The 26,327-nt window shown below is 44.6% G+C and carries 27 protein-coding genes and 1 tRNA gene; 22 read left to right on the forward strand and 6 right to left on the reverse strand.

The window, feature by feature from the left end:
* Window positions 1-123 precede the first annotated feature (123 nt).
* On the forward strand, window positions 124-609 hold the full coding sequence (locus tag VKA52_RS05635; RefSeq protein WP_160910703.1) for a GyrI-like domain-containing protein: 486 nt from the start codon (window positions 124-126) through the stop codon (window positions 607-609).
* Window positions 610-724: 115 nt separating this feature from the next.
* On the opposite strand, the gene VKA52_RS05640 is transcribed toward VKA52_RS05635, so the two are convergent.
* The 5 genes from VKA52_RS05640 to VKA52_RS05660 form a co-directional block, all read right to left on the reverse strand.
* Window positions 725-895, reverse strand: coding sequence for a hypothetical protein (locus VKA52_RS05640; protein ID WP_326314504.1), 171 nt, complete (start codon window positions 893-895; stop codon window positions 725-727).
* A 100-nt stretch (window positions 896-995) separates the two neighbouring features.
* Window positions 996-2,363, reverse strand: coding sequence for a PTS ascorbate transporter subunit IIC (locus tag VKA52_RS05645; RefSeq protein ID WP_326314505.1), 1,368 nt, complete (start codon window positions 2,361-2,363; stop codon window positions 996-998).
* A gap of 39 nt (window positions 2,364-2,402) precedes the next feature.
* Window positions 2,403-2,672 carry a PTS sugar transporter subunit IIB gene (locus tag VKA52_RS05650; RefSeq protein WP_160910706.1) on the reverse strand — a complete coding sequence of 90 codons (270 nt, stop codon included), beginning with the start codon at window positions 2,670-2,672 and terminating at the stop codon, window positions 2,403-2,405.
* Window positions 2,673-2,694: 22 nt separating this feature from the next.
* The gene (locus VKA52_RS05655) at window positions 2,695-4,806 is read right to left on the reverse strand and encodes a BglG family transcription antiterminator (protein ID WP_326314506.1); all 2,112 of its coding nucleotides are present in this window, start codon (window positions 4,804-4,806) and stop codon (window positions 2,695-2,697) included.
* A gap of 234 nt (window positions 4,807-5,040) precedes the next feature.
* A complete protein-coding gene (locus tag VKA52_RS05660) occupies window positions 5,041-6,450 on the reverse strand; it encodes a Na+/H+ antiporter NhaC family protein (protein ID WP_326314507.1) in 1,410 nt (469 codons plus the stop codon).
* Between the two features lie 137 nt (window positions 6,451-6,587).
* Between VKA52_RS05660 and VKA52_RS05665 the strand changes: the two genes are divergently transcribed.
* From VKA52_RS05665 to VKA52_RS05755, 19 genes are all read left to right on the forward strand, one after another.
* A complete protein-coding gene (locus VKA52_RS05665; RefSeq protein ID WP_326314508.1) occupies window positions 6,588-7,028 on the forward strand; it encodes an SRPBCC family protein in 441 nt (146 codons plus the stop codon).
* A gap of 947 nt (window positions 7,029-7,975) precedes the next feature.
* On the forward strand, window positions 7,976-8,368 hold the full coding sequence (locus tag VKA52_RS05670) for a MerR family transcriptional regulator (protein WP_160911511.1): 393 nt from the start codon (window positions 7,976-7,978) through the stop codon (window positions 8,366-8,368).
* Complete coding sequence (locus VKA52_RS05675; protein WP_326314510.1) at window positions 8,365-9,882, forward strand: class I adenylate-forming enzyme family protein; 1,518 nt, start codon at window positions 8,365-8,367, stop codon at window positions 9,880-9,882. The genes VKA52_RS05670 and VKA52_RS05675 overlap by 4 nt, the downstream gene beginning before the upstream one ends.
* Window positions 9,883-9,894: 12 nt before the next feature.
* Window positions 9,895-11,556, forward strand: coding sequence for an acyl-CoA dehydrogenase family protein (locus tag VKA52_RS05680; protein ID WP_326314512.1), 1,662 nt, complete (start codon window positions 9,895-9,897; stop codon window positions 11,554-11,556).
* Window positions 11,557-11,780: 224 nt separating this feature from the next.
* A complete protein-coding gene (locus VKA52_RS05685; RefSeq protein ID WP_160911517.1) occupies window positions 11,781-12,965 on the forward strand; it encodes an ATP phosphoribosyltransferase regulatory subunit in 1,185 nt (394 codons plus the stop codon).
* Window positions 12,958-13,593 carry an ATP phosphoribosyltransferase gene (gene hisG / locus VKA52_RS05690; RefSeq protein WP_326314515.1) on the forward strand — a complete coding sequence of 212 codons (636 nt, stop codon included), beginning with the start codon at window positions 12,958-12,960 and terminating at the stop codon, window positions 13,591-13,593. The genes VKA52_RS05685 and hisG overlap by 8 nt, the downstream gene beginning before the upstream one ends.
* The gene (gene hisD, locus VKA52_RS05695; protein ID WP_326314517.1) at window positions 13,593-14,867 is read left to right on the forward strand and encodes a histidinol dehydrogenase; all 1,275 of its coding nucleotides are present in this window, start codon (window positions 13,593-13,595) and stop codon (window positions 14,865-14,867) included. The genes hisG and hisD overlap by 1 nt, the downstream gene beginning before the upstream one ends.
* Entirely contained in the window at window positions 14,864-15,457 is a 594-nt protein-coding gene (gene hisB / locus VKA52_RS05700; protein WP_326314518.1) for an imidazoleglycerol-phosphate dehydratase HisB, read from the forward strand. The genes hisD and hisB overlap by 4 nt, the downstream gene beginning before the upstream one ends.
* Complete coding sequence (gene hisH / locus VKA52_RS05705; RefSeq protein ID WP_326314519.1) at window positions 15,457-16,086, forward strand: imidazole glycerol phosphate synthase subunit HisH; 630 nt, start codon at window positions 15,457-15,459, stop codon at window positions 16,084-16,086. The genes hisB and hisH overlap by 1 nt, the downstream gene beginning before the upstream one ends.
* Before the next feature lie 12 nt (window positions 16,087-16,098).
* The gene (hisA, locus tag VKA52_RS05710) at window positions 16,099-16,830 is read left to right on the forward strand and encodes a 1-(5-phosphoribosyl)-5-[(5-phosphoribosylamino)methylideneamino]imidazole-4-carboxamide isomerase (RefSeq protein WP_326314520.1); all 732 of its coding nucleotides are present in this window, start codon (window positions 16,099-16,101) and stop codon (window positions 16,828-16,830) included.
* A complete protein-coding gene (gene hisF / locus VKA52_RS05715; RefSeq protein ID WP_326314521.1) occupies window positions 16,831-17,589 on the forward strand; it encodes an imidazole glycerol phosphate synthase subunit HisF in 759 nt (252 codons plus the stop codon).
* Complete coding sequence (hisIE, locus tag VKA52_RS05720) at window positions 17,586-18,209, forward strand: bifunctional phosphoribosyl-AMP cyclohydrolase/phosphoribosyl-ATP diphosphatase HisIE (protein WP_326314522.1); 624 nt, start codon at window positions 17,586-17,588, stop codon at window positions 18,207-18,209. The genes hisF and hisIE overlap by 4 nt, the downstream gene beginning before the upstream one ends.
* Window positions 18,210-18,298: 89 nt before the next feature.
* Complete coding sequence (locus VKA52_RS05725; protein ID WP_326314523.1) at window positions 18,299-19,315, forward strand: tetratricopeptide repeat protein; 1,017 nt, start codon at window positions 18,299-18,301, stop codon at window positions 19,313-19,315.
* A 117-nt stretch (window positions 19,316-19,432) separates the two neighbouring features.
* Window positions 19,433-20,383, forward strand: a complete 951-nt coding sequence (trxB, locus tag VKA52_RS05730; RefSeq protein WP_326314524.1) for a thioredoxin-disulfide reductase — start codon at window positions 19,433-19,435, stop codon at window positions 20,381-20,383.
* A 419-nt stretch (window positions 20,384-20,802) separates the two neighbouring features.
* Window positions 20,803-21,270 (forward strand): 8-oxo-dGTP diphosphatase, encoded by a 468-nt coding sequence (locus tag VKA52_RS05735; RefSeq protein ID WP_160911537.1) that lies wholly within the window; start codon window positions 20,803-20,805, stop codon window positions 21,268-21,270.
* Window positions 21,271-21,286: 16 nt separating this feature from the next.
* Entirely contained in the window at window positions 21,287-22,171 is an 885-nt protein-coding gene (rapZ, locus tag VKA52_RS05740; RefSeq protein WP_160911539.1) for an RNase adapter RapZ, read from the forward strand.
* Window positions 22,172-22,174: 3 nt separating this feature from the next.
* Window positions 22,175-23,128 carry a gluconeogenesis factor YvcK family protein gene (locus VKA52_RS05745; RefSeq protein ID WP_326314525.1) on the forward strand — a complete coding sequence of 318 codons (954 nt, stop codon included), beginning with the start codon at window positions 22,175-22,177 and terminating at the stop codon, window positions 23,126-23,128.
* A gap of 33 nt (window positions 23,129-23,161) precedes the next feature.
* Window positions 23,162-24,118: a DNA-binding protein WhiA gene (gene whiA, locus VKA52_RS05750; protein ID WP_160911543.1), complete on the forward strand. Its 957-nt coding sequence runs from the start codon at window positions 23,162-23,164 to the stop codon at window positions 24,116-24,118.
* A 130-nt stretch (window positions 24,119-24,248) separates the two neighbouring features.
* Window positions 24,249-24,503 (forward strand): HPr family phosphocarrier protein, encoded by a 255-nt coding sequence (locus tag VKA52_RS05755; RefSeq protein ID WP_160911545.1) that lies wholly within the window; start codon window positions 24,249-24,251, stop codon window positions 24,501-24,503.
* Window positions 24,504-24,603: 100 nt separating this feature from the next.
* Here VKA52_RS05755 and clpP read toward each other — a convergent pair whose 3' ends face one another.
* The gene (gene clpP, locus VKA52_RS05760; protein ID WP_160911547.1) at window positions 24,604-25,191 is read right to left on the reverse strand and encodes an ATP-dependent Clp endopeptidase proteolytic subunit ClpP; all 588 of its coding nucleotides are present in this window, start codon (window positions 25,189-25,191) and stop codon (window positions 24,604-24,606) included.
* Window positions 25,192-25,700: 509 nt separating this feature from the next.
* Between clpP and VKA52_RS05765 the strand changes: the two genes are divergently transcribed.
* Window positions 25,701-25,776, forward strand: a tRNA-Arg gene (locus VKA52_RS05765).
* A 259-nt stretch (window positions 25,777-26,035) separates the two neighbouring features.
* Window positions 26,036-26,260, forward strand: coding sequence for a hypothetical protein (locus tag VKA52_RS05770; protein ID WP_160911549.1), 225 nt, complete (start codon window positions 26,036-26,038; stop codon window positions 26,258-26,260).
* Window positions 26,261-26,327: the final 67 nt, after the last annotated feature.

Consider the following 26,327-nt stretch of genomic DNA (forward strand, 5'->3'; position numbering starts at 1 on the left):
TCATGCAAAAAGAAGGTCGAAAGGCTACGAATTTCATCGAACACACAAATTTCACAAGGAAATCTAGGATCGATGTGGAAGTAGTTAGGGAGAATATTCAAAACCAAAAGGAGTGGCCATGCAATGAGTAAGCAATTGACAACCGCTGTGGAACCCCAGGTTGTTCGCAGGTCCAATATCAAGGTCGTCGGCGTCTCTTGTCAAACTATGATGGATGAACGGGAAATTAAAATTCCGAGGTTGATGGAGCAGTTCCATACGACCAATCTGCCGAAAGTTAGAAACAGAGTCAACGCACCACGTTCCATCGGAATGTTCGTTGATCCGCCAAATTGGAATGAGATGACTGATGCTTTTTATTGGATTGCTGCTGTAGAGGTCGATAGCTTCGAGAAAATTCCGCCAAACATGATTACAAAGACCATCCCTGCTCATACGTATGCCATGCTTGAATATGACCCTTCCGTTCATGACTTCAATCCGTACGCTTATTTGCATAAGTGGATAAAGGATGAAGGTTATCAGGAGGTGGAAGGATTCGGTTTTGAAGAATACAAACCCTATACAGGTGCTGAAACGAGTTACCGTCTATTCCTGCCTATTAAATAATGAAGAAAAAGGAGGCACCTCATGGTGTCTCCTTTTTTTGTGGTCTCCGATTAAGTGTTTATCAATAAATGTTCTGACCTTAGGATGTTTCTGCTTTTAATAGGCGGATGATTAATTACTCTTGCTCCCATTTACCTTCCAATCGATTCAATTGATAAGAGATAAAGATTAAAAGAGCGATGACAGGTATGACAAAAGCCCCGGCCCCTACTAAATGGAATAGACTCCAGCTGATGATTGAACTGAGAAACACCGTACACCCAAGATATATAAAGTAGTCTTTCATTTTTAAACCCTCCGGCCAAACTCTATCATAGTTTATGGGTAGGAATAAGGTGTGGATGAAAAAAACACTCCCTGCTTCGGCAGGGAGTGTTTCGTTGTGTTTAAGCCACATTTGTATTAGAGTTTTTCTCGCTTGTTTTTGACCTGAGGCCCCATAAGAAAGGAATGGCCAGGAGAAGAATGATGACTGCAAAAATAGCAATATTGGAATCAATAAGATTGATGATGTTCCCTAAGACGACTCCAACTACACTAAAGTCAGCATCTCCAAAGGTTGTTCCTTGGAAGCCTAAAGATCCTAGTACCGGTAGCAATAGAGCCGGTAGGAAGCTGATCATGACACCATTGGCCATCGAACCGATTACTGCTCCTCTTCGACCACCGGTAGCATTACCGAAGACTCCGGCAGCGGCCCCAGTGAAGAAGTGGGGGACCAATCCTGGAACGATGACTTTCAAACCGAGTAAAGGTAAGAATAACATGCTTACAAGTCCGGCAATGAAGCTGGATAAAAATCCGATAATGACGGCGTTCCCTGCGAAAGGAAAGATGGCTGGAGCATCAAGAGCGGGTTTAGCATTAGGGACAACTTTATCCGCAATCCCTTTGAAAGCAGGAACGATTTCACCAAGGAGCATGCGAACCCCGGCTAAAATAATATAAACCCCAGCTGCGAACGTAAGTCCCTGCATGAATGCGAAGACTAAAAAGTTCTGGCCGGCACTCAATTCACCTTCAACAAACGCAGGTCCAGCTGCACCTGCAACAACGAAGAACAGAATGATCATTGTTAGCGACACGGAAACGGAGGTGTCTCTCAGAAAACCGAGTGATTTTGGTACCTTAATTTCTTCTGTTGATTTTGACCCTTTACCAACGCGTTTCCCTACGAAAGAAGCGACCAGGTAACCGATGGAGCCGAAGTGGCCGATGGCGAAATCATCGGAACCGGTGACTTTTCTTGTGAAAGGCTGAAGCATGGCAGGGAAAAGGACCATTAATCCTCCAAGGATAATAGAACCCAGGATAATCAGGGAGATGCCTGAGAAACCACCCGTGGATAAAATGACAGAAATCAGGCAGGCCATGAACATCGTATGGTGGCCGGTTAGAAAGATATACTTAAAAGGGCTGATTCTTGCAAGAATAATATTGACGACCATTCCGAATAACATGATCATCGCTGTTTCTGTCCCAAAGCTTTCCTGAGCAAGGGCAACAATGGCCTCATTATTTGGGATAACTCCATCTACAGCAAAGGCTTCATTGAACATACTGCTGAATTGGCCCAGGGACTGTACGAGAACATTCGCACCAGCCCCGAGGATGACAAAGCCCATTACCGTTTTAAGCGTTCCAGAAACAACATCCCCTGTATTTTTGCGCTGTACCAGGAGTCCGATCAGAGCAAATAAACCAACAAGGATCGCAGGTGTACCTAAGATGTCTTTCATTATTAAATCAATCATGGGAGACGCTCCTTTGTAGTTTAATAGGGTGACTGAACTTTATAGATTCTGTTCTTCCAACGCTGCACGAAGTTCGTTTTTATCCATAAGGTTCCTTAATTTCACGACATTTTTCTGTCCGTCTTCCAGGCTCTCTACGATATCTTCAGATCCTAGATAGACATCCGCTTGTTCTGTCTTGGCTGTTGTTAAATCCGTGTGAGAAACTTCTGCTTCTTTCCCCATATCATTCAATGCTGCTTTAATATTCATCTCCACAATCATGCTGCTTCCTAAACCGTTTCCACATACAACTAATACTTTTTTCATTTCTAATTCCTCCTCTTTGATTTTAAACTTCTACTGCTTGATTAATCAGATCAATGACCTGTTCAGTTTCTTCTGCAGAGATTAAACGCTCCACATGTTTTTCATCTGACAACAGTTCTGTGAGTTGTGCCAGGGCTTTCAAATGGGTTTCGTTATCAATAGCTGCCAGTACGATGACAAGTTGAGCCCTATGTTTTTCTTTATCTGAAAAATAAACAGAGTCTTTTAGTCTTAGTAAACTCATGCCAAGTTGTTCCACGCCTGCTTCAGGTCTTGCGTGGGGGATGGCAATACCCGGCGCAATCACAATATAAGGACCTAACTCGTTTACGTTATCAATCATCGCCTGAACGTAATCCAGACGAATAACCTGTTGATCAATGAGTGGCTGGGATGCCACTTTGATGGCTTCTTCCCAATTCTGGACCTTGTCTTTCAACTGTATCGTTTGTTCTGTTAATAATTCGTTGAGCATGGGCTTTCTCATCTCCTTTGTATGCGGAGTCTTTTGTTCGAGAAGGTATGACAATTCTCTTTTCAATTCGTCCTTACGATGAATTGTCGCGTAGCGTTCGATGACTTGAATGAATGGGTCGCCTGCATCGAGCTCTGTCGTACTCGAACCAAAAAGTTCATTCATCCGTTGAATGACACGCTCCTTTTCAACATTCGTTAAAATCGCGGGAACATGGACAACGGGTATATCTTTCGTTTTTATGAACTTTGTTGAAAAAATGACATCCGCCTTGTGGTTGTTCCTTTGATACTCTCTCATGGAGAGGGTATCTTTGATGTTCAATCCGGCAATTAAATTTTCGAGTTGGGTGCGCAACATATTGGATGTACCAATCCCATTTTCGCAGACGATGACAGCGGTAAGTTTTGTTTCTACCTGCTTCTTTTCTTTCTTGAGCCATCCCCCGAAATGTAAAGTGATGTAAGCGGCCTCCTCATCGGGAATCTTTTTCCCGACATAAAGTTCCAGGTGCTTCATCACCCGTTTAGTCAGGTGAAAAATATCAGGGTAGGTTTCCTGAATCGTGCCCGCTAAGTCATTAGCGATTTTCACTCCATATTTCAACCGGTAATAGGTTGGCTTGATATGAGAGATCAGGTTTTCTGAAAGTCCTTCTTTATCGTCAAACACTACGCAGGAATAGAGTTGGAAATCATCAATCATCTGATGGACGACTTCTTTCAACCCGGACAACTCCTGTTCAGAATATCGGCTGAAGTCATCATGTTGAACTTTCGATCCCAGCAGGTTCATGGTAATGAAACAAACTTCATCCTCAGGGAATTCGATCTCCCACCATTCTTCAAGGGCAGTGGTAATGAGTAAAGACCCCTGATGTGCTTTGGTCTGCTTGAGAACATGCTTTTCTGCGGGCTGGACAGTGATGTACTTCCCATCCGCGATTCGTTTTGTAATCATTAACACTTGGAAGGATAGGATTTCCACCATTTCATCTGTCAGTGTCAGCCCTAACTCCTTTTCAGCTTCAAAGAGAATCTTCTTCACTTTGCGCCTCTGTTCCGTTTCCTGGGACCATGTGTCGGATTCGGGCTGAATCATCTGATGAACTTTATTTCTGACGTTTTGCCAATCAGGTTGTGAAAAGATTGTAGCCAGAATATTAGAAAGCACGGTTCTCTTCATATCCTCAGGCCCGTTTAATCGGTATCCGATATTTTTTTTGTAATAAAGCTCGAGTCCCATCTCTTGAAACTCCTGCCTGATCGTTTTAATCATTTTAGCGATTGTGCCTCGGCTCATGCTCGTCAGTTCCATGAAATGCCGCATAGAAGCCTTTTCTTCTTCCAATAGGATTTTAGCTTTGATGAGAATTTCGCGTTCCTGTCTGGACAATTGATACTGCCAGTCATCAAAACTCTTGTCCTGGTTATCCTTCAAATGCGCTTTAGATGAAGAAGGTAAGAATAATCCCTTTCCATGCTCGCTTTGAATGGGTTCAAGATGATTGGCAAGCAACCAACTATTGATCTGATCGATATCATAGTAAATGGTCCGTTGGGACACTTTCATTCTGTCGACTAAATCCTTCGTGGGAATGGGATTGGTTGATTGTTGAATCATTGATAATAAGTGTGCACGTCTATTATCCAATACCATCGGGGTCCCCCTTGTTCAACTTTATTGGTGCATTTTTGCAAAAATATAAACATTCTTTTGATTGATGATCATCTTATGGGACTAGTATAAACGCTTGTGTGGGGTTATGTAAGGGGTTTCAATGTATGGTTTTTGTAAAATGTAAATTTGCAAAAATGGACAGTTGTAATATTTAAGGGAATAAAATCAAACAAAAGAAAAAAGCCCCAAATATGGAAGGGCTCTTTGTTTGAACTATAAAAAGAAAGACATACCGAAATAAAGAAGAGCAGCAAAGGAAGCAGCAATAAGAGCGGGCTTCAACTTGAACCGAGCATATTTAATCGGGTTCAAATTTAGAATGCCGGCCGTCGTATTCGTATCATCACTCAAAGGGGATGCGAAAGCCCCGAATGTACCGCTGGCAAAAACGGCTCCGATGACAATGGGCAGGGAACTTCCTGCTACAGTCGCAATCGATATCCCGACAGGCATGAGAATTCCCCATGTTCCCCAGGAAGAGCCGATGAAATAAGAGAGGCCGCAGCCAACGACGAATAAGATGACGGCAACAAATCCGGAAGGGATCCAGTCAAAAGACTTGGAGATGGTATCCGCGAAATTCAATGCTTCAGATCCACTGCTTAACCCCCATACCATGGCCAGAAGAACAATGACACTCATCATCTCGTTTCCTCCATCAATCAGCGTGTCCATCATTTTCTTGAGTTTCTCATTACGAAACTTCAGATAAACGACGAAGCCGATGAGGGTAAGCACGACAGCCAAAACCATAGCATCAAGGACGTTGGCATTAATGAGCGCATCAAATCCGGATTTTCCATCTCTGACACCGACCATATACATGAGGAAGAAAGTAAGGAGGATCACACTGAACAATGGAATAATCAAGTGCCAAGGCTGTGCTGGCAGGTTTTTCGTAACAGCTGGATGACAGTCTTCCCATTGGTCATCATCTTCTCTTTTTTCTTGATCCATATTCTCTGCGTCAGTCGCGGGCTTTTTGTTCTTATGGAAAAAACTCATATAAAAGCCAACGGCTAGCATGGAAAAGGCGAAGAAATTGAACGGAATGCTGCTGATATATAAAGAATATGCGTCCCCTTCCGTGCCTGCCTGCTGCAAGGACAGTTCAATGACCGAAGTCATATATCCAACAAATGCTGTCGCAATAGGAATCAAGACGACAAGTGGAGAGGCTGTCGTTTCGATGACGAAACCCAGCTCCTGTTTGGTCATTGGAATGTTCCTTCTCAATGCTTTCATTACAGGCCCGATGGTAACGATCCGGAAGCTCGGTGCACTGAAAGTCCCTAATGAAGACAACCAGGTGAGGATGAACGCCCCCTTTTTGTGGTCAATCCTCTCCGTTGCTTCTTTAACGAATCCTTTGATACCTCCCGACATTTTTACAAGTCCTATTAAAGCGGAGAAGGCATATAGAAAGAGGATGATCTTCAAATTGGCTTCATCCCTCAACCCTTCAATGATGAAACCTAAGGCTGTCATCATTCCTCCCAGCCAATGTGGGTCGATGATGTAACCGGCCACGACAACAGCGAATAGTAAACTTGGAATGACTTGTTTGGTCCATATAGCCGTAACAATGACCACGATGAAAGGAATGACGGAAAGCCAACCCATAAACAGATCCCTCGCTTTTCTTGAGTGCTTCCTTTATCTTGTGTGTGTTTTGCCAGGATATTCTTGTCATTTGAAAAAGGACTCTGGACGTGAAAAGCGAATATAGGGGGTAGAGCATTTAACAGAGGAGGATACTTATGTCTTTTATGAATCAGTCCGTCATCATTAAAAAACCTGTAGAAGAAGTTTTTAAAATGGCGACAGATTTCAACAACAGCCCTGAAATTATGGAAACAGTCATCGATGTACAACTATTGAGTGAGGGACCTGTCACGGAAGGATATAGGTTCCAGGAAACTCGGGAAATCAGAGGTAGAAAAGCTCGTTCAATCATTGAGGTTACCGACTTTGACCCCAATCGAAAATACTCTGTCCGCAGTCATCAGCATGGATTGGACTTACGGTACCATTATGAATTCGTACAAACGTCAGAAGGGACGAGAGTAGACTTCCAAGGGGAGCTTTATACGGAAGGCTTCCGAAACAAATTGATGAAACCACTTATCAAGCAGATCATAAAAAAGGAAGATCAAGACCACCTACAACATTTGAAGAAGTTTATCGAATCTTCTTCATAAAGGTGGTATAATAAGAATAAGCTATGGATCATGTATGAAAGGCCTCTCCATTATCCAATATGGAAAGAGGTCTATTTTTTATATAAAAAAATCCCTCTTCAACTAAATGGCAGGTTTCTTGAAGACTCAGTTTCGAGACGTTTGTTGAGTGGATGGGGGCTGCGGGGAATGCCTCGCTTTCCGCGGGAGCGCGGTGAGCCTCCTCGGACTGCGTCCTGTGGGGTCTCACCAAGCACTTTTTTCCCGCAGGAGTCCCGCCATTCCCCTTCGCCCCTTTGCTATATCAGAGTCTCGAAACCACTACTGGAAAACTTAGCTTGTATGGTTATGAGGAGTGAATGATGTAAACTCTACCCCATTGCCGTTTAGCAGACGGAAATGTTTGATACAACACACTATACGCCCGCCTAGGGGAGAAGAATTGGAACCTTGTTTAAGAATACATGTTGTCTAATCATTCACTTCCCTCAACCATACAAGCTGCCCCTTTTAGAAGTGGTTTCGAGACACTTAAAAGGTAAAGGGGCGGAGGGAAACGGTGAGACTCCTATGGGACGTGTGGGACAGGTGAGACCCCGGAAGGCGTAGCCTGAGGAGGCTCACCGCCCGCCCCATGGAAAGTGTTCAAATGCGGAATCGTCCTGGTAGACACGACTGGCATAAGCAGAACAGCAACGGAATGTATTTTTCATTCCTTTGCTGTTCTGCTTATGACGCGAGTGTCTGGACGATGGAGCAAGACGAACCGTTTCCCGGAGCCCCTAGAACCACACAACAAAAGTCTCGAAACTGAGTCTTCCACTAAAGGGAGCTATACTTTATGAAAGCACCTTCTGAGTAAGGTGCTTTTTCTATTGGTAATTTCCAAATTTTTATAGTTGAACTTAACGTTAACGTTAATGGTATAGTTAAATTGTTAGAATTTTCATTCAATGAGAGGGGATCGAATGGAAGGACGTTTATCTATCCAGCAAGTGGCCGACAAATACGATGTGACTCAGCGGACCATCCGATACTATGAAGAGCTTGGTCTGATCAAACCTTCCCGCAGCTCGGGAGGGCACCGTTCTTTTTCTCCGAAGGATTTAACGCGTCTTGGGCTTGTTTTTCGTGGGAAAAAGTATGGTTTCCAGCTTGAAGAAATCAAAGAAATGATTCATCTTTTCGACCAGGATCCTTCCGGGGTCCGTCAGCTTGAACGGACGCTTACCTATGGAAAAGAAAAAATGCAGGAGGTGGACGATCGGATCCGGGAGTTGGAACAGTTAAAAGCGGAAATGGGACAGTGGCTCGACAAATTCGAAGTAGAATTAAAGGAACGGAGAGGAGATCCTGTATGAATCTTTCTGAATTATTAGCTTACCAGTCTCGTAAGTATCCGGAAAAAGAAGGGATAGTCACACCTGAAGAACGTTTGACATATCAGGAGTGGAACAGTCAGGTCAATCAGTGTGCCAGAGGTTTGATGAGGTTAGGAATTCAGGCGGGTGACAAGGTCATCATCCATATGCCGAATACGAAAGAGTTTGTCATCAGTTACTTTGCGATCCACCGACTGGGGGCTATTGTCGTTCCCATTAATGCACGTTTGGTACAGGGAGAAATTACTTATATATACGATCACAGTGATGCTGTTGCTTTGCTCACTCATGATTTGCTCATCGATCAGGTGAGAGGACTTGCTGATGAAAGACAGGGGACATTTATCAAAACTGGAGACGCTGACGGAGGCTGGCACTCTTTTTCGGATATGCTTGCAAAAGAAGAGCCACTGGAAATGGTAAATGAAGCCCATGAAGATGAAGAAGCTTCGATTTTATATACTTCAGGGACAACTGGGCAGCCAAAGGGGGTTGTCTTTACCCATAAAAATATTTTGACAGTCTCTTCAATGATGGCCGTGGAACTGGAAATGAAACCATCGAGCCGTATGCTTCATATGATGCCCTTCAGTCATTCCGCACCATTACATCTCTTTTTAGCAGGGGGCACGTTTGTCGGTGCCACACACATCATCGCTCCTACTTTTACTCCGGACTTATTACTTGAGCTTGTTTCGACTGAACGGGCGTCACACTTTTTCGGGGCACCTGTTGCTTATTTAATGACGGCCAAACATCCTAAAGTGAGGGAAACGGATTTGAGCTGGGTGAAATATTGGACTTATGGCGGCGCACCTTTGTCTAAAAAAGAAGTGGAGTTTGTGAGAGAGCAGTTTGAAACGGATAGTCTTTGCTGTTTGTATGGCTTGACGGAAGCAGGGCCAAGCGGAACGTTGCTGCTTCCACAGGAGCATGATGAAAAAGCGGGAAGTGTCGGGAAACGTGCGGCCCTTCATTGTGAAATGTGTCTAGTAGATGAAAATGGCTATGAAGTAGAAAACGGCGGGGTGGGCGAAATCGCTCTTAAAGGTGAAGGAATTATGAAAGGCTACTATAAAGATGAGGAAAAAACGGCCGCAACCTTCCGTGACGGATGGCTCCTTACAGGGGATATGGGTGAAAAGGATGAAGACGGCTACTTGTGGGTCATTGACCGTAAAAAGGATATGATCATCTCGGGTGGGGTCAATGTTTATCCGCGTGAAGTAGAAGAGCTCTTGTTGCAGCATCCACACATTGAGGATGTGGCTGTCGTAGGCGTCCCTCATCCTGACTGGGGCGAGACGGTCAAAGCGCACATTGTTCAAAACGGGCAAATGACAGATGTGGAAAATGAATGCCGACGCTTTTTGGAGGTTCAATTGGCGGATTACAAGATTCCTAAGCTCTATGAGGAAATGGAGGAGCTTCCGAGGAACGCGACGGGTAAATTATTGAAACATCGATTGCGAGAACAGGCGCGTCAAGCCTAAGGGGGTTGTGAAATGAACTTTTACGAAAGGGACGAGAACCTTCAGGATCTCCTGAAGGAAACGTGGGATGAACCTTTTTATCAGTGGGCTGATGAGCGACTCCGGTTTTTCGGTGAGAAGTGTGCCCAGGAGATTGATGAACGGGCGGTTCACACTGATCGTGAGGGTCAGCCGAAATTGATCAAATATGACAAGATGGGCAACGATATTTCAGAAGTATGGTTAAATGAAGGGTACAAAAAAACTATAGAAGAAACGTATGGGGAAGGAATCGTTGGTTATCTTCATAAGGATATTCCTGAGCTTGGAAAAAAAGGTGATTACATGTATTCGTACGCGCAAGGTTACCTTCTCTCTCAGGCAGAACCTGGTTTTTACTGTCCAGTGACGTTGACGATGGCTACCGCTTATTTGATCGATCATTACGCAGATGAACAGTTGAAAGCCACATATTTACCGCACGTGCTATCAACGGGAGAGGTTGAATTGTATGAAGGTGCGACTTTTCTAACGGAGCGCCAGGGTGGTTCAGATGTGGGTGCTAACGAAGTGAAAGCCATTAAAGAAGGTGGGCATTACAGGATCCATGGGGAAAAATATTTTGCCAGCAACGCGGGAGCCTGCGGGGTGGCTATGGTTCTTGCGCGGACAGAAGGCGCACCATCCGGGACGAGAGGTCTCAGTCTTTTTCTTGTTCCCTGGAGGAATGAAAGTGGAGAATTGAATGGTATTCAGATCCGAAGACTGAAAGATAAACTAGGTGTCCGTGCTGTACCGTCCGCTGAAGTTGAATTTACCGGTGCGAAAGCATTTATGGTCGGAGAAGCGGAGCGGGGATTCTACTATATGATGGAAGCCTTGAACCTTTCCCGCGTTTGTAATGCAATCGCGTCTATTGGTATTATGCGTCGTTCTTTAACAGAAGCGCAGGATTATGCCAGTAAGAGAAATGCATTCGGGCACTCGCTGATTGAATATCCGATGGTGAAAGATACTCTCGTTTCTATGACGGTTAAGCAGGAAGTGGAAACGAGAGCGGTTTTCGATTTAATCCAATCCTTTGAAAAAGTAGCTCGTACGCCTGAAGATGCAAGAATAGAAGAACATATCCTGAACCGTGTCCGCATTGCGATCATGAAAAAAGAAACAGCTGAACAGGCGGTGGATTTTACACATGAAGCGATTGAGATGCATGGAGGTAATGGATACATTGAAGACTTTGTTACGCCTCGTCTTTTGCGTGATGCTCAAGTATTGACAGTATGGGAAGGAACAGCGAATATTCTCGGCCTGGAAGTCTTAAAACTTTTCAATAAATACCAGGGGCACGAGTTATTTGTCCAACATATTCAAGAACGCTTGGACAAAGTTGCCCATAAGGGGAAAGAGTATACACTGGTGAAGGAGGCGATTCTGAATTTTATCGCTTATGTAGACGAGGTATTAAAACAGCCGGGGGAAGTACAAACCTATTACAGCAAACCTCTTGCCGGAAAAATGGCTTTGCTTTATGAATCCGTCATTGCTCTTGAGATGATGGAAAAGGGAGCAAGGTTTGAAAGGGTTGGGAAACTCTTCATACACCAACAGATGCAGAAAGAGTCACCGAATGCAGAACCACTTGCTCTTCGTTACGCTGATGAAATCCTCCATTTGAATAAAGCTTTCTCCTGAATGAACAGACGCACAGTTTTGTGCGTCTGTTTTATTATGGTTCAGGTGTATAACGTCCTCTACATGAAAAACCGCGAACTCTACCAGCAAGGCCCCGTATTTATGAAACGGTTTCTGCTATGATAAGAAGGGGAACAAAGCTAAGGAGTTTCTTCATTGACGCTCTATCTTTATCATGTTAGCATATTAGCAAGCTAAAGGATTTGGGGAAAGGATGAATACCATTGGTTAAACGCCTGATGTTTGAAAAGCCATTGGGAATGCGGGACACGCTTCCCTTTTTTTATAACCAAAAATCGAAAGCGCGCCAACAATTATCGAATGCCATTCTTTCGTTCGGATATTCGTTCATGGATACTCCGATCATGGAATATCACGAAACGGTAGGAAAAGTAAGTGCAACACTTGATCAGCAATTGTTCAAGCTTTTGGATCAACAGGGACACACACTTGTATTGAGACCGGACATGACTGCACCCATCGCAAGGGTGGCAGCGTCTCAACTGAAAGATGCTGAGTTTCCGCTTCGTCTGGCTTATGAAGGCCCGGTATTCCGTGCCCAACAGACCGAAGGAGGGAAACCGGCTCAATTTGAGCAGGTCGGAACGGAATTGATTGGGGACCACTCCTCTTATGGAGACGCAGAAGTCATCGCTCTCCTCGTTGAATCTTTAAAGCAGACTGGACTCGATGATTTTGTGATTACAGTCGGTCACATTGGCTATGTGAAAGCCTTTTTCACAGATTTACTTGGCGATGATGAGGATACGATTGAATACCTTTTAAATTACTTATATCGAAAGAATTACGTCGGGTACAGGGAAGCGGTAAAAGAGCTTTCTGTTTCGAAAGATAAAAAAGAGGCCCTTCTTCAGCTCCTCGCTCTGAAAGGCGGCGAAGAAATCTTTGAGAGCAGTCGTTCCCTTGCTCGGAATCAAGCCTGCATGCAGGCCGTAAATGAACTGAAGCAGTTGTATCGTCTGCTGCAACAGTATGAGGTCGAAAAATACATTCACTTTGATTTAAATTTAATCAGTCACATGGACTATTACACGGGAATTTTGTTTGAAGGCTATGCGCCGAACCTTGGGGCCCTTCTATGTAACGGAGGCCGCTATGACACCTTACTTCCTTCTTTCCAGCTCAGTGCCTCAGCAACTGGATTTGCCGTCCATCTGGAACGTCTGGTAGAAGCATTGAACGAGCAGGAGTCAGGTGACGGGCGTATCGGTGTCATCGTTGACGATGATAGTTACGGACAAGGGTTGAAGGAAGCGAAGCGCTACCGTGAGGATGGTCAGGCGGTTCTTTTACAACACGTGGATCAAATCCCGGATTTGCAGGCTTTTAAAGCGGAATTATCAGAGACGATCGATTTCACGAAAGGCGGAGGTGAGCGTGATGAGTAAGCCGTTGACCATTGCCATGCCGAAGGGCCGTATTTACGAAGAAGCGGCGGAACTGATGAAAAAAGCGGGCTATGAGCTGGAAGCGGACATGGATGAGTCAAGAAAGTTAATCCTGGAATTTCCTGAACAGAACATCCGCGTCATGATGGCCAAACCGATGGATGTCGTCACTTATGTAGAGTATGGAGCGGCGGATATCGGGATCGCCGGGAAAGACGTTCTGCTTGAACAGGATCGGGATGTTTATGAAGTGCTTGATTTGAAAATCAGCCCCTGCTATGTAGCTGTAGCTGGACTGCCTGACCAGCCATTGAGCCGGATTGCACCAAAGATCGCCACGAAATATCCGAAAGTCGCTTCTGATTATTTCCGTGAGCAGGGCGAACAGATTGAAATCATTCCATTGAATGGATCCATTGAACTTGCGCCTTTGATTGGATTGGCAGACCGTATTGTCGACATCGTCTCTACAGGACGTACGTTGAAAGAAAACGGGCTGGTGGAGTATGAGAAGATTACAGAGATTACGTCGCGTTTGATTGTGAACCCGGTCAGTTACCGATTGAAGAGTAACGAAATTGAGGAAATGGTAAGCAAACTAAGTGAAGTGATGGAAGGGGAGCGCTGATGAAGATCATAAACAAGTCTGATTTACAGTCATTGAAGCGTTCCGTCGACCAAGGAACAGAGGAACAGCGAAAATCTGTTCAGGAGATTATTGCACAGGTGAAGAGCCGGGGAGACGAAGCGGTCAAAGAATACACCGAGCGTTTTGACAGGACCACTATGGAAACGTTCAAAGTTACAAAAGAAGAGTTTGAACAAGCGTATGCCTCTCTCGATGGGGAGTTTGTCCAAATTCTGCAGGAGGCCGCGGACAACATCCGTGCTTTTCACGAAAAGCAGAAGACCGCTTCCTGGTTTGATAGTTCGGAAGACGGGACCATCTTAGGACAAAAAATCACCCCGATTGAAGCCGCAGGGGTTTACGTGCCGGGCGGAACGGCTGCTTACCCTTCTTCAGTATTTATGAATGTGATTCCGGCACAAGTGGCAGGTGTAGAGCGGGTCGTCATGATGACTCCTCCAGGGGAGGATGGAAAAGTACCTGACGGGGTCCTTCTTGCTGCCCAGATCCTTGGCGTGGAAGATGTGTTCAAAGTAGGGGGAGCGCAGGCCATTGCCGCTCTTGCTTATGGGACAGAAACGATCCCCTCTGTGGATAAAATAACAGGTCCTGGAAATGTTTTCGTTGCGCTTGCAAAGCGTGAAGTGTTCGGGGATGTCGATATTGATATGATCGCCGGACCAAGTGAGATTGCCATTCTTGCTGATGAAACCGCCCGTGCGGAAGAAATCGCTGCCGATCTTCTTTCTCAGGCAGAGCACGACGCCCGTTCTTCAAGCGTCCTTGTGACAACAAGTGAGCGTCTTGCGAAGGCAGTGGAAAAAGAAGTGCAGGTACAGCTGGATTCCCTGCCTCGTGCTGATATCGCTAGAAAGAGCGTGGAAGACTATGGAATGATTGTGCTGTGTGAGACTTGGGCAGAAGCAATTAGCACCATCAATGAAATAGCGCCCGAACACCTGGAAATTGTGACGGAAGATCCTTTTCAGGAACTGGGGAAAATCAAGCATGCGGGAGCGATTTTTCTAGGGCCTTACAGCAGTGAGCCTGTCGGGGACTATTTTGCGGGACCCAATCATGTACTGCCAACGAATGGAACGGCGCGTTTTTCAAGTCCTCTCAATGTCGATGACTTTGTGAAAAAATCGAGCGTCATTTCATACAGCAGACAGGCTCTTGAAACGAACGTCAACAAAATTGCCCGGTTCGCCCGGCTGGAAGGGTTGGAAGCCCACGCACGCGCAGTAGAGACACGTAAGGAGCGATGGAAATGACAGAAGCGAGAGCAGCTAGAATTGAACGAAAAACGAGAGAAACAGATATTCAGCTTGAACTTGGAATTGATGGAGGAGGAAAAGCGGACTTGGATGTTCAGGTGCCTTTTCTTTCTCACATGCTGGAATTGTTCACAAAACACGGTCTCTTTGATCTATCCGTTGTCGGTCGAGGCGATGTGGAAGTGGATGATCATCACTTAACAGAAGATATCGGGATTTGTCTTGGACAGGCGTTACGAGAAGCGGTCGGCGATAAATATGGCATGAAACGTTACGGATCCATGACTCTGCCGATGGACGAGACGCTTGTCACGGTAGCCGTAGATTTGAGTGACCGTCCGCACCTGGAATGGCGGGCAGAGCTTCCAAAGGATCGTGTCGGCACCTTTGATACGGAAAATGTTCATGAATTCTTCTGGAAACTTGCAGTAGAAGCTCGGATGAACTTACATATCGTCTTACATCATGGGCAGAACACCCATCACATTATTGAGGCGATGTTCAAAGCCTTTGCACGTGCTTTGGATGAAGCGACTCAAATCGATCCACGCGTCAAAGGAGTTCCGAGTACGAAAGGAAGTTTATAATGATAGGCATCATCGATTATGGAATGGGCAATTTATTCAGTGTTTCAAAAGCGCTTGAACGACTCGGCGTGGATTACAAAATCGGGGACCGCCCCCAGTCGTTGGGAGAATGTGATGGGTACATCCTCCCTGGTGTAGGCGCATTTCCGGATGCCATGAGAGCACTTCAGGAGCATGGATTCATAGATTTTATAAAAGATAAAGTGGCCGAGGGGACACCGGTCTACGGCATATGTCTCGGCATGCAGCTGCTGTTCGAGAGTAGTGAAGAAGGTGGACTTACGGAAGGGTTAGGATTGTTCCCAGGCACCATTTCCCGTTTTCCAGGAATGGATGACCAAGGATGTTCTTATAAAGTTCCGCATATGGGCTGGAACGAACTTGAGATCCATCAGCCGGACAAGCCTTTGATGACAGACGTAAAGGAAGACCATGTTTACTTCGTTCACTCTTTTGTTGTGAAGACGAACAATCCTTCTATTTTATATGCGACCTCTGATTATCATATGGAAGTGCCTGCAATCATTGGAAAAGGCAACCTTGTAGCGAGTCAGTTCCACCCGGAAAAAAGCGGGAGAGCCGGCATGCAGCTATTAGAGAACTTTTGTAAAGTAATGTGTAAACAGTGAGGAGTTTTAACGATGAGCTTTACGATCTATCCTGCAATTGATATGCGTGACGGAAAGTGTGTGCGTCTTGAGCAAGGTGACTTTGATAAAGAAACCGTTTATGGGGAGAATCCTTTTGAAGTGGCAAAGGAATTTGTAGACGCAGGGGCCTCATGGATCCATATGGTGGATCTTGATGGTGCGAAACAAGGTTCCAAGCAAAATGCGGAGCATGTGCTGCGAGTGGCGAAGGAACTGGACTGTCGTGTGCAAATTGGCGGAGGGATTCGATCAGAAGAAGATGTCCGCTTTTACTTGGACGCAGGTGTCGACCGTGTCATCATCGGTTCTCTTGCTGTCCGCGATGTGGAAACAACCAAACTGCTTCTTTCCAAGTATGGGGAACGGATTGCCATTGGATTGGATGCGCGTGACGGTTTTGTTTCGACAGCTGGATGGCTGGAACAATCGGAAGTGAAGGCGGTGGATTTAGGGAAAGACCTGGCTTCTGCTGGAGCGAAAACGTTCATATATACAGATATTGCGAAAGATGGCATGCTTTCAGGTCCGAATACGAAGGAAATCGTCCGCCTGGCTGAAGAAACAGGTGTGGATGTGATTGCATCTGGAGGCATTAAAGGTTTGGATGACCTTAACGAACTGAAAGAATATAAGGATCGAAATGTGATTGGTTCGATTGTTGGGAAAGCTTTATACACGAACCAGTTCACCTTAAAAGAAGCCCTCAATGTGGAGGTGGACTGAATGCTGTCAAAACGAATCATTCCCTGCCTGGATGTAAAGGAAGGCCGTGTGGTAAAAGGCATACAGTTTGTTGATATCCGTGACGCCGGAGACCCTGTTGAACTTGCGAAAGTGTATGACGAACAAGGGGCAGATGAGCTTGTGTTTCTCGATATCTCCGCCAGTCACGAGGGAAAGAAAACGATGATCGATGTCGTCCGTTCTGTTGCTTCTGAACTAGCTATTCCCTTTACAGTTGGGGGCGGCATAAGGACACTTGAAGATATCAAGGAAACTCTCCGAAATGGAGCAGATAAAGTATCCTTGAATTCTTCCGCTGTGAATAGGCCGGCTCTGATTACGGAAGGGGCGGATTACTTCGGAAGTCAGTGCATCGTGGTGGCCATAGATGCCAAGTATGATGAACAGACAGCGAACTGGCGCGTTTATACGCATGGGGGGCGCACACCCACCGATTGGCTTGTGACGGACTGGGCAAAAGAAGCCGTGAAGCTCGGAGCAGGCGAGATTTTGCTGACCTCTATGAATAAAGATGGCGAAAAATCCGGTTTTGACCTTCCTTTATTAAAAGCCGTGCAGGAAGTTGTGAATGTTCCTGTCATCGCTTCCGGAGGGGCAGGTTCGAGTGATCATTTTTATGACGTATTTACGGAAGCTGATGCAGATGCTGCGCTTGCTGCATCGATTTTCCACTATAAAGAAACATCTGTGCAAAACGTGAAAGCGTATTTGAAGGGAAAAGGAGTGCCTGTGCGATGAATATCGATGAAATTCAATTTGATGAACAAGGTCTGGTTCCGGCGATTGTGCAAGATGCCAAGTCGAAAGCTGTACTGACCTTAGCCTACATGAATGAAGAATCTTTGAAAAAGACGTTGGATATCGGTGAAACGGTATTTTACAGCCGTTCCCGTCAGGAATTGTGGCACAAAGGGGAAACTTCCGGAAATACACAGGAAGTAAGAAGCATTCATTACGATTGTGATCAGGATGCTTTGCTTGTTCAAGTAGTACCGTCGGGGCCAGCTTGTCACAAAGGGAATTACAGCTGCTTCTCAGAAGAGCTCACAGATTCGGAAACCAAGCTGAAAGAAAATCGTTATCACATTCTGGACGAACTTCAAACTGTTCTGGCTGATCGAAAAGCGACCCTTCCTGAAGGATCTTACACATCCACTCTGTTTCAGGAAGGGGTCGACCGGATTGCGAAAAAAATCGGTGAAGAAGCAGGGGAAGTCATCATTGCTGCAAAAAATGATGATCCGGAAGAAATCGCTCTGGAATCTGCTGATCTATTGTTCCACCTCTTATTAATTCTTACGGATCGTCAAGTTCCGTTGGATGATGTTCTCGCTGTTCTTGAAAAACGCCATTCCTAAACGGATTACATTTTTCTCCTATTTCTCTGTAAACATTTATGTTATACTGCATAATTAGTGAGATTTGAAACGGAAACAGGGGGACAGTCATGACGACTACACTTAAAGGAACTACAGCACAACAGGATACGAACATCATCCCATTTGTACCTACAGGTTCATTTTATTTTTCTCATGGGATTCAGGCTTTTCAAAAGCGTCGTTTCAGTGCTGCTGTCAAGTGGCTGAAAAAGGCGGTTGAAGCTTCTCCCGAGGAACCATTGTATCCATGCCAACTTTCTGTTGTTTACACAGAAGTTGGCTCTTATCATGCCGCCAATCAGGTACTGACTGAGGTATTGGCTGAACACGGAAAAGAATACGTTGATTGTTACTATCTGATGGCAAATAATTACGCACACCTCGGTCTTCTTAATGATGCCAAAAAATATGTAGACACCTATTTAGAACAACCCGGAGACGGCGAATTTGAAGAAGCGGCTAAGCAATTGAGGGATATGCTGGATTCTTTAGAGGAAGAAGATGAAGACGATGATTGGGCGTTTGAGGATGAAGATGAGCTCATCATCTATCAGGAAACCGCCTTTTACCATTTAGAGCACGAAGAATGGGATCAGGCTTTAAGTGTTCTTGATGAAATGATGGAGCTTTTCCCGGAATTTAAAATCGCCAAACACCGATACGCCTACGCGTTATTCATGAACGGAAACCGTGACGAAGCGATTCAATTTGAAAAAGAGACCTTGGAGAAGGAACCAGCGAACATCCACTGTGACGTGAATTTGGCTGCCTTTTATTTGAAACAGGGCATGAAGGAAGAAGCGGATTTTCACATTGAACGGCTCCGTAATGTATTTCCCATGCATGAACAGCAAAAACTAGCCGTAGCTGAGACTTTAGCGAGAGCTGGCTATTATAAAGAAGCGGTCGAACGGTTCAAGTCGCTTCGCGATAAGCAGGTCACTCGACGCAGAGTGTATTACAAATGGTACAGCATCTCTGTTTATCATACAGGTAACCCATCTAAAGCCTTGCAGCTTTGGGAACAGGGATGCAAACAGTTCCCGAAGATGGGAAAAGAAGGCGGACCCTGGGAACAGGAATAGGTGAACATGCATTTCTTTTCTCTGTAAGCACATTAATGGACGGTTTTCGTATGATTTACTATGATATGTACAGGAAATGCAACTGAGATTATTCGGATTCATAAGGAGTGAAGATTGATGAGTGAAGATCGCATTTATGATGTCATCATTGCCGGGGCAGGTCCTGCTGGTATGACAGCAGCTGTTTACACTTCCCGTGCCAACTTGGATACGCTTATGATTGAGCGTGGGATTCCGGGTGGTCAGATGGCTAATACGGAAGATGTTGAAAACTATCCGGGCTTTGAAAGTATTCTTGGACCAGACTTATCCAACAAGATGTTCGATCACGCGAAAAAATTCGGTGCAGAATATGCGTTCGGCGACATCAAAGAGGTCGTAGATGGCAAGGAATACAAGACAGTCAAAGCTGGTAATAAAGAATATAAAGCACGTGCTGTCATCGTAACGACAGGTGCTCAATATAAAGAACTTGGTGTACAGGGTGAAAAAGAACTCGGAGGCCGCGGGGTTTCCTATTGCGCGGTTTGTGATGGCGCATTCTTCCGTGATAAAGAACTGGTTGTTGTAGGCGGAGGAGATTCTGCAGTAGAAGAAGGGGTCTACCTTACACGCTTTGCAAGCAAAGTGACAATCGTTCACCGTCGTGATGAATTACGCGCCCAGAAGATTCTTCAGGATCGCGCATTTGATAACGACAAGATCGACTTCATCTGGGATACCGTTGTCAAAACCATCAATGAAAAAGATGGCAAAGTAGGAAGCGTCACGCTTCACAATAAAAAAACAGATGAAGAATATGATTTCGATACCAATGGTACGTTCATTTATATCGGTATGATTCCATTGTCCACACCTTTCGAAAGCCTGGGCATTACAAATGAACAAGGATATATCGAAACAGATGAAAACATGGAAACGAAAGTACCTGGTGTATTCGCTGCCGGGGATATCCGTGAAAAAGAATTGCGTCAAATTGTGACAGCAACTGGTGATGGAAGTATCGCCGCACAATCGGCCCAGCACTATATTGAAAATCTTTTAGAGGAATTAAAGGTCGTCAATTAAAAAGAAACACCATCTTAACTCGGGTGTAACACCTATGAAATATTTTCCTGTTACGATGGAAATGATTAATTGACCCCCTTTTAATAGATTAATCTCTATGAGGCACAGGTGCTCGTCATCTGTGTCTTTTTTTGTTTTGGTCTGTTAAATCGGTATGTTTAATAGAAGGACTTTAATGGGTTGATTTCGAGAAGGAATGGGAAAGGAGTGGCGGGGTATGACTCGCCTTCCCGCCGCAAGCATCCGTTCACACATAAAATTTGAAACCGGATCTCCCGGTGCGACCTGTTCAGATTCATGATAAGTATAAGGAAATAGTTTTCAATTCAGGCTGTGGAACATAATATTGTAGCAACCTGTGTATTCATTGTATAATGGGTGGAGATGCCCTCTAGAAAGAAATTGAGGTGACCATAACGATGCAGCGTGTAGCGAATTGTATTTTGAAAGTTGATGGTTCCGTATTGATGTTAAAAAAACCACGCAGAGGCTGGTATGTTGCCCCTGGCGGAAAGATGGAAGCCGGAGAGAATATTAAAGATTCTGTCGTCCGTGAGTTTAAAGAGGAAACGGGTCTTTCCATCGAAAACCCAGAGCTTCGTGGTTCCTTTACATTCGTCATGCGGGAAGAGGAGAAAACTGCTCAGGAGTGGATGATGTTTACATTTTACAGTACGAGCTATTCTGGAGATCTGCTTGATGAAAGTGAAGAGGGTGAACTGGAGTGGGTTCCGGTTAGTGAAGTTCTTCAAAAGCCGATGGCAGAGGGAGATCGGAGAATTTTCAAGCACATCTTAAGCAGTGAAGAGCAAGTATATGGAACATTTGTATATACGACGGACTTCCGCTTGATCGATGAAGATTTGGATCCGTCACGACCTGACTAATGGGGAGCGATGAAAGATGCCAGTAAATGCCAACGATACTCAGTTAGTAATCATCACAGGAATGTCAGGGGCAGGAAAAACCGTAGCTGTTCAGAGTTTTGAAGATCTCGGTTTTTTTTGTGTCGATAACTTACCACCGGCCCTGCTTCCGAAATTTCTTGAACTGATGAAAGATTCCAGCAACAATATCCAAAATGTAGCTCTAGTGATGGATTTGCGTGGGCGGGAATTCTTTGATGCGCTTTTTGATTCTCTTGACCGTCTTGGAAAAGAAGAATGGCTGCAGGAACACATTCTATTCCTTGATTCAGAAGATCAGGCGCTTGTTTCCCGTTATAAAGAAACACGAAGATCTCACCCACTTGCAAAAGAAGGGTTGCCCCTTGAAGGTATTCGTAGAGAGAGAAAAATGCTGGATGAGCTGAGAGGCCGTTCGCAGACGATTATTGATACGACATCGTTGAAACCGAAAGAACTGAGAGAGCGGATCATTGAAAAGTACCGCCAACAGGAACAACAGGTGTTCTCCATTCAGATGGTATCCTTCGGTTTCAAGTATGGCGTTCCGATTGATGCAGACTTAATGTTTGATGTGCGCTTCCTGCCGAACCCGCATTATGTTGAACATATGCGGCCGTTGACAGGGTTGAATACAGAAGTCTCCTCCTATGTTTTTAAATGGACAGATACACAGAAGTTCCTTGAAAAACTGAAAGACCTGCTGCATTTCATGCTTCCTCAATATAAACGAGAAGGAAAAAGTCAGCTTGTCATTGCTATCGGTTGTACAGGCGGTCAACACCGCTCTGTAGCTCTTGCTGAGCATCTATCGGAATACTTCTCTACAGACTTCGTGACCCATGTCACGCATAGAGACATTGATAAAAGAAAGGGTTTGTAACGGATGGATCATAAGACCAAGCCGCGTGTCGTCGTTGTAGGTGGCGGGACCGGAATGCCTGTGCTGTTGCGCGGATTAAAAAATTTACCGATTGACCTCTCAGCCATTGTCACGGTTGCTGATGACGGTGGAAGTTCCGGCCGCCTGCGGGACGAGATGGCCATTCCCGCCCCGGGGGATATCCGGAATGTCGTTGCTGCCCTATCCGATGCTGAACCTATGCTCCTGGAGCTTTTTCAACACCGGTTTGCAGCGGGGAATGGCCTGTCCGGTCATTCTATGGGGAATCTTCTGCTGGCTGCGATGGCATCCATGACGGGGGACTTTTATAAAGGGATTAAGGAAATCTCCAGAGTCCTGAATGTGCGTGGTCATATTTATCCGATTGCCAATCATTCCATGAACCTCCATGCGGAGATGGATGATGGAACTGTCGTAACCGGTGAGTCAAGTATTCCAAAACAGAACAAGAAAATAAAAAGGGTGTATGTAAGTCCTACGCCGATTCAGCCTTTGCCAGAAGCCGTAGAGGCCATTAAGTCTGCAGATTTAATAGTGATTTCTCCCGGAAGTCTGTACACCAGTATATTGCCGAATATCATCATTCCGGAAATCGGGCAGGCATTGAAAGAAACAAAAGCGACGGTCACTTATATATGCAACGTGATGACACAGGAGGGGGAGACTTCCGGTTACACGGCTGCTGATCATATCCAGGCCCTATTTGATCATATTGGAGAAGGTGTGTTACAGTCAGTGATTGTGCATAATCAACCCATTGATCAAGGGGTAAGGGCTGCGTATGCAGAAGAAAATGCAGAACCCGTCGTTTACGATATTGAAAGAATTAAATCCATGGGATTGAAAGTCATAGAAGAAGATATCATCGACCATAGCAAGCCTATGTTACGTCACGACACAGATAAATTAGCAAAGTTACTGCACTCTATGCTTTAGGTGTTGCTTGGTAGGTAGAAGGGGGTGTACATCATGTCATTTGCATCAGAGATCAAAAAAGAATTAACGAACGTAGAAGCAGATACCTGCTGCATGGAATCAGAACTGGCTGCCCTTGTGCGCATGAACGGAACCTTTTCCCTTTCCAATCGTGAATATATTCTGGATGTACAAACAGAGAATGCAGCGATTGCCAGAAGGATCTACACGTTAATCAAAAAGCTTTATCCCTACCCGGTAGAACTCCTTGTCCGGAAAAAAATGAGGTTAAAAAAGAACAATGTTTATATTGTGAGGATGACGGAGAAAGCGAAAGTCGTTCTTGAAGATCTTGAAATTCTGAAAGGTCCTCTATCCATTAATCCAGATATCCCTCAAAAGTATTTGAACGATACGTGTTGTAAAAGGGCTTATTTACGAGGGGCATTTCTTGCAGGCGGTTCCGTCAATAACCCGGAAACCTCTTCCTATCATCTTGAGGTTTACTCTTCGGATGAGGAACACAACGAGGCGTTGTGTAAGCTTATGAATAGTTTCGGGTTGCACGCAAGGACACTCAGCCGTAAAAAAGGATTCATCACTTATTTGAAAGAAGCGGATAAAATTACGGAGCTCATTAGCAATATTGGAGCACACCAGGCGCTTTTCAAGTTTGAGGATGTAAGGATCGTCCGGGATATGAGGAACTCTGTCAATCGTCTCGTCAACTGTGAGACGGCGAATTTGAATAAAACGATCGGGGCCGCTTTCCGCCAAGTGGAGAACATAAAATTCATTAAACGGACAGTAGGTTTAGAAGCGCTGCCAGATAAATTGCAGGAGATTGCATCCTTAAGATTGCAGCACCAGGAAGTTTCCTTGAAAGAGCTTGGTGAGTATGTTTCCGGCGGGTCGATAAGTAAATCCGGCATCAATCACCGGCTGCGTAAAATCGATGAGTTCGCCGAAAAAGTTAGAAAAGGCGAAGTGACAGAAAACACAAGAAATTAATGTTTCCTTAACAAATTCATGCTATAATGAAATACAATTATAAACGCTTTCGAAAAGAGAGCGTTCTTTTTTCTAAGTATTGAATCCGCTTACAAAGAAATTGAAATATAGAATGAGAGGAGAATGACAGGTGATTGAAAGGACGATCGTAATTGAGTTAGAGACAGGTTTACAGGCAAGGCCGGCGGCACAATTCGTACAAGAAGCGAACAAATTTACCGCAGACGTTTTTATTGAAAAAGGTGAAAAACGGGTGAATGCCAAAAGTATAATGGGGTTAATGAGTCTTGCTGTCGGAACTGATGAAGAAATCAAATTGATTGCAGATGGTTCTGATGAGGAAGAAGCGATGCAGGTGCTGACAGACTTCGTAAAGAATGAGTAATCTGTATTTATGTGAAAAAATGAACGTTCTCCAGTGAGGGAACGTTCTCATACAGAACAAAAAAATCCGCTGTGGATTCCACAGCGGATTTTGTGTTTTATTATTGTTCGTTTTTCTCCATGACTTTGTCAATCAAGCCATAGTCTACAGCTTCATGGGCAGACATGAAGTTATCACGATCTGTGTCGCGTTCGATGACTTCCATCGGTTGTCCCGTACGCTCAGCAAGAATCTTATTCAGCTTCTCACGCATTTTGATAATACGCTTAGCGTGGATTTCGATGTCAGAAGCCTGACCTTGTGTTCCTCCAAGTGGTTGGTGAATCATGACTTCACTGTTAGGTAGTGCATAACGTTTGCCAGGCTCACCGGCGTTCAGCAAGAATGCACCCATTGACGCGGCCATACCTGTGCAGATTGTAGATACGTTCGGTTTGATGAACTGCATCGTGTCATAAATTGCCATACCTGCTGTGATCGATCCACCAGGGGAGTTGATGTATAGGGAAATATCTTTGTCTGGGTCGTCAGCAGCAAGGAAAAGCAGCTGTGCAACAACAGAGTTTGAGATGTTATCATCAATCGGGCTTCCCAGCATGATGATGCGGTCTTTAAGTAAGCGGGAGTAAATATCATAAGCACGTTCTCCGCGGTTTGTTTGTTCAATAACTGTAGGGACTAAATTCATTTGAAATTCCTCCTTAACATCAAATTAATAATGATGGAATACATTCATCATACCTATAAGGTCAATAAAGGTCAAACAAAAACAATCGACCTTTTATTCTTTATTTCAGCAAGGGTTGCTGCGCCTTTTAAGTATGAAAAACGGTTATTATTATTCGTTCTATGTGATGTGTTCCAATTCCTTCTACCATCATACCCTAAATTTACCTATATAAACGTCCATACCTACATTTTAGCGATATGACAGGACTGTGGAAAACTCTATTTCGAGATGTTTGTAGGATTTCAGGGACTGCGGGAAAAGGTTCGCTTTCCGAGGCGAGTGGTGAGTCTCCTCGGGCTAACGTTCTGGGGGGCACATCTACCTTGCGCTTCCCGTGGACGCCTTGAACCGTTCACGCAAATGTCAGGTAACTAAGCCTTCCAAAATAGGAAGCTTTTCTTGAAGATCAAAAAATGGGTTGCGTTTTTTGTTGATTCTACTTATAATATTAAATGCATGTCGCTTTTGCGCCCGTAGCTCAGTTGGATAGAGCGGTAGATTCCGGTTCTACGTCAGTCGGGGGTTCGAATCCTCTCGGGCGCGCTAAACTAGATGGACCTTCCTCAGATGAAAGGAAGGTCCTTTTTTTACAAGAAATTCATTATATTAGTATAGTGATGTTGTCGAATCACTAACAGTTACATTAATGTTATTTAAATATTATTTGAACAGAAATCTCACAGAAATTATACGAACGTTTATTTGGGTATATTATCGCAATGTAGTTTATTTCGGGCTTTTTCTATGTTACTATTGAAGAAATAAAGTCAGACTTTTCGCTTTATTTAGAAGAGGGGTATTTATGACAAACCTAATCCGTTACAAAATGTTGTCGACTGAAGAGGTTTCTGAAGACAGGCGGATTCACGTGTTCGACATGCAGGAACAGCAAAAGTTATCCTTCAACTATAAGTTATTGAAACGGACACCCGAAAGTTATGTAGGCGAAGAGTTAGCACATTTCTTGGATAAACGGAAGTTGAAAATCGATAATGGTTTTTATGATAAAAAAGGACACGCTTCCTAACAGCGTGTCCTTTTTTGTGAATAAGCAATAGTGAGGGATGGATGGGGCAGATTTCCTTTGTTATGAT

Source organism: Halobacillus sp. HZG1 (assembly GCF_035818575.1).
Classification (GTDB): domain Bacteria; phylum Bacillota; class Bacilli; order Bacillales; family Halobacillaceae; genus Halobacillus; species Halobacillus litoralis.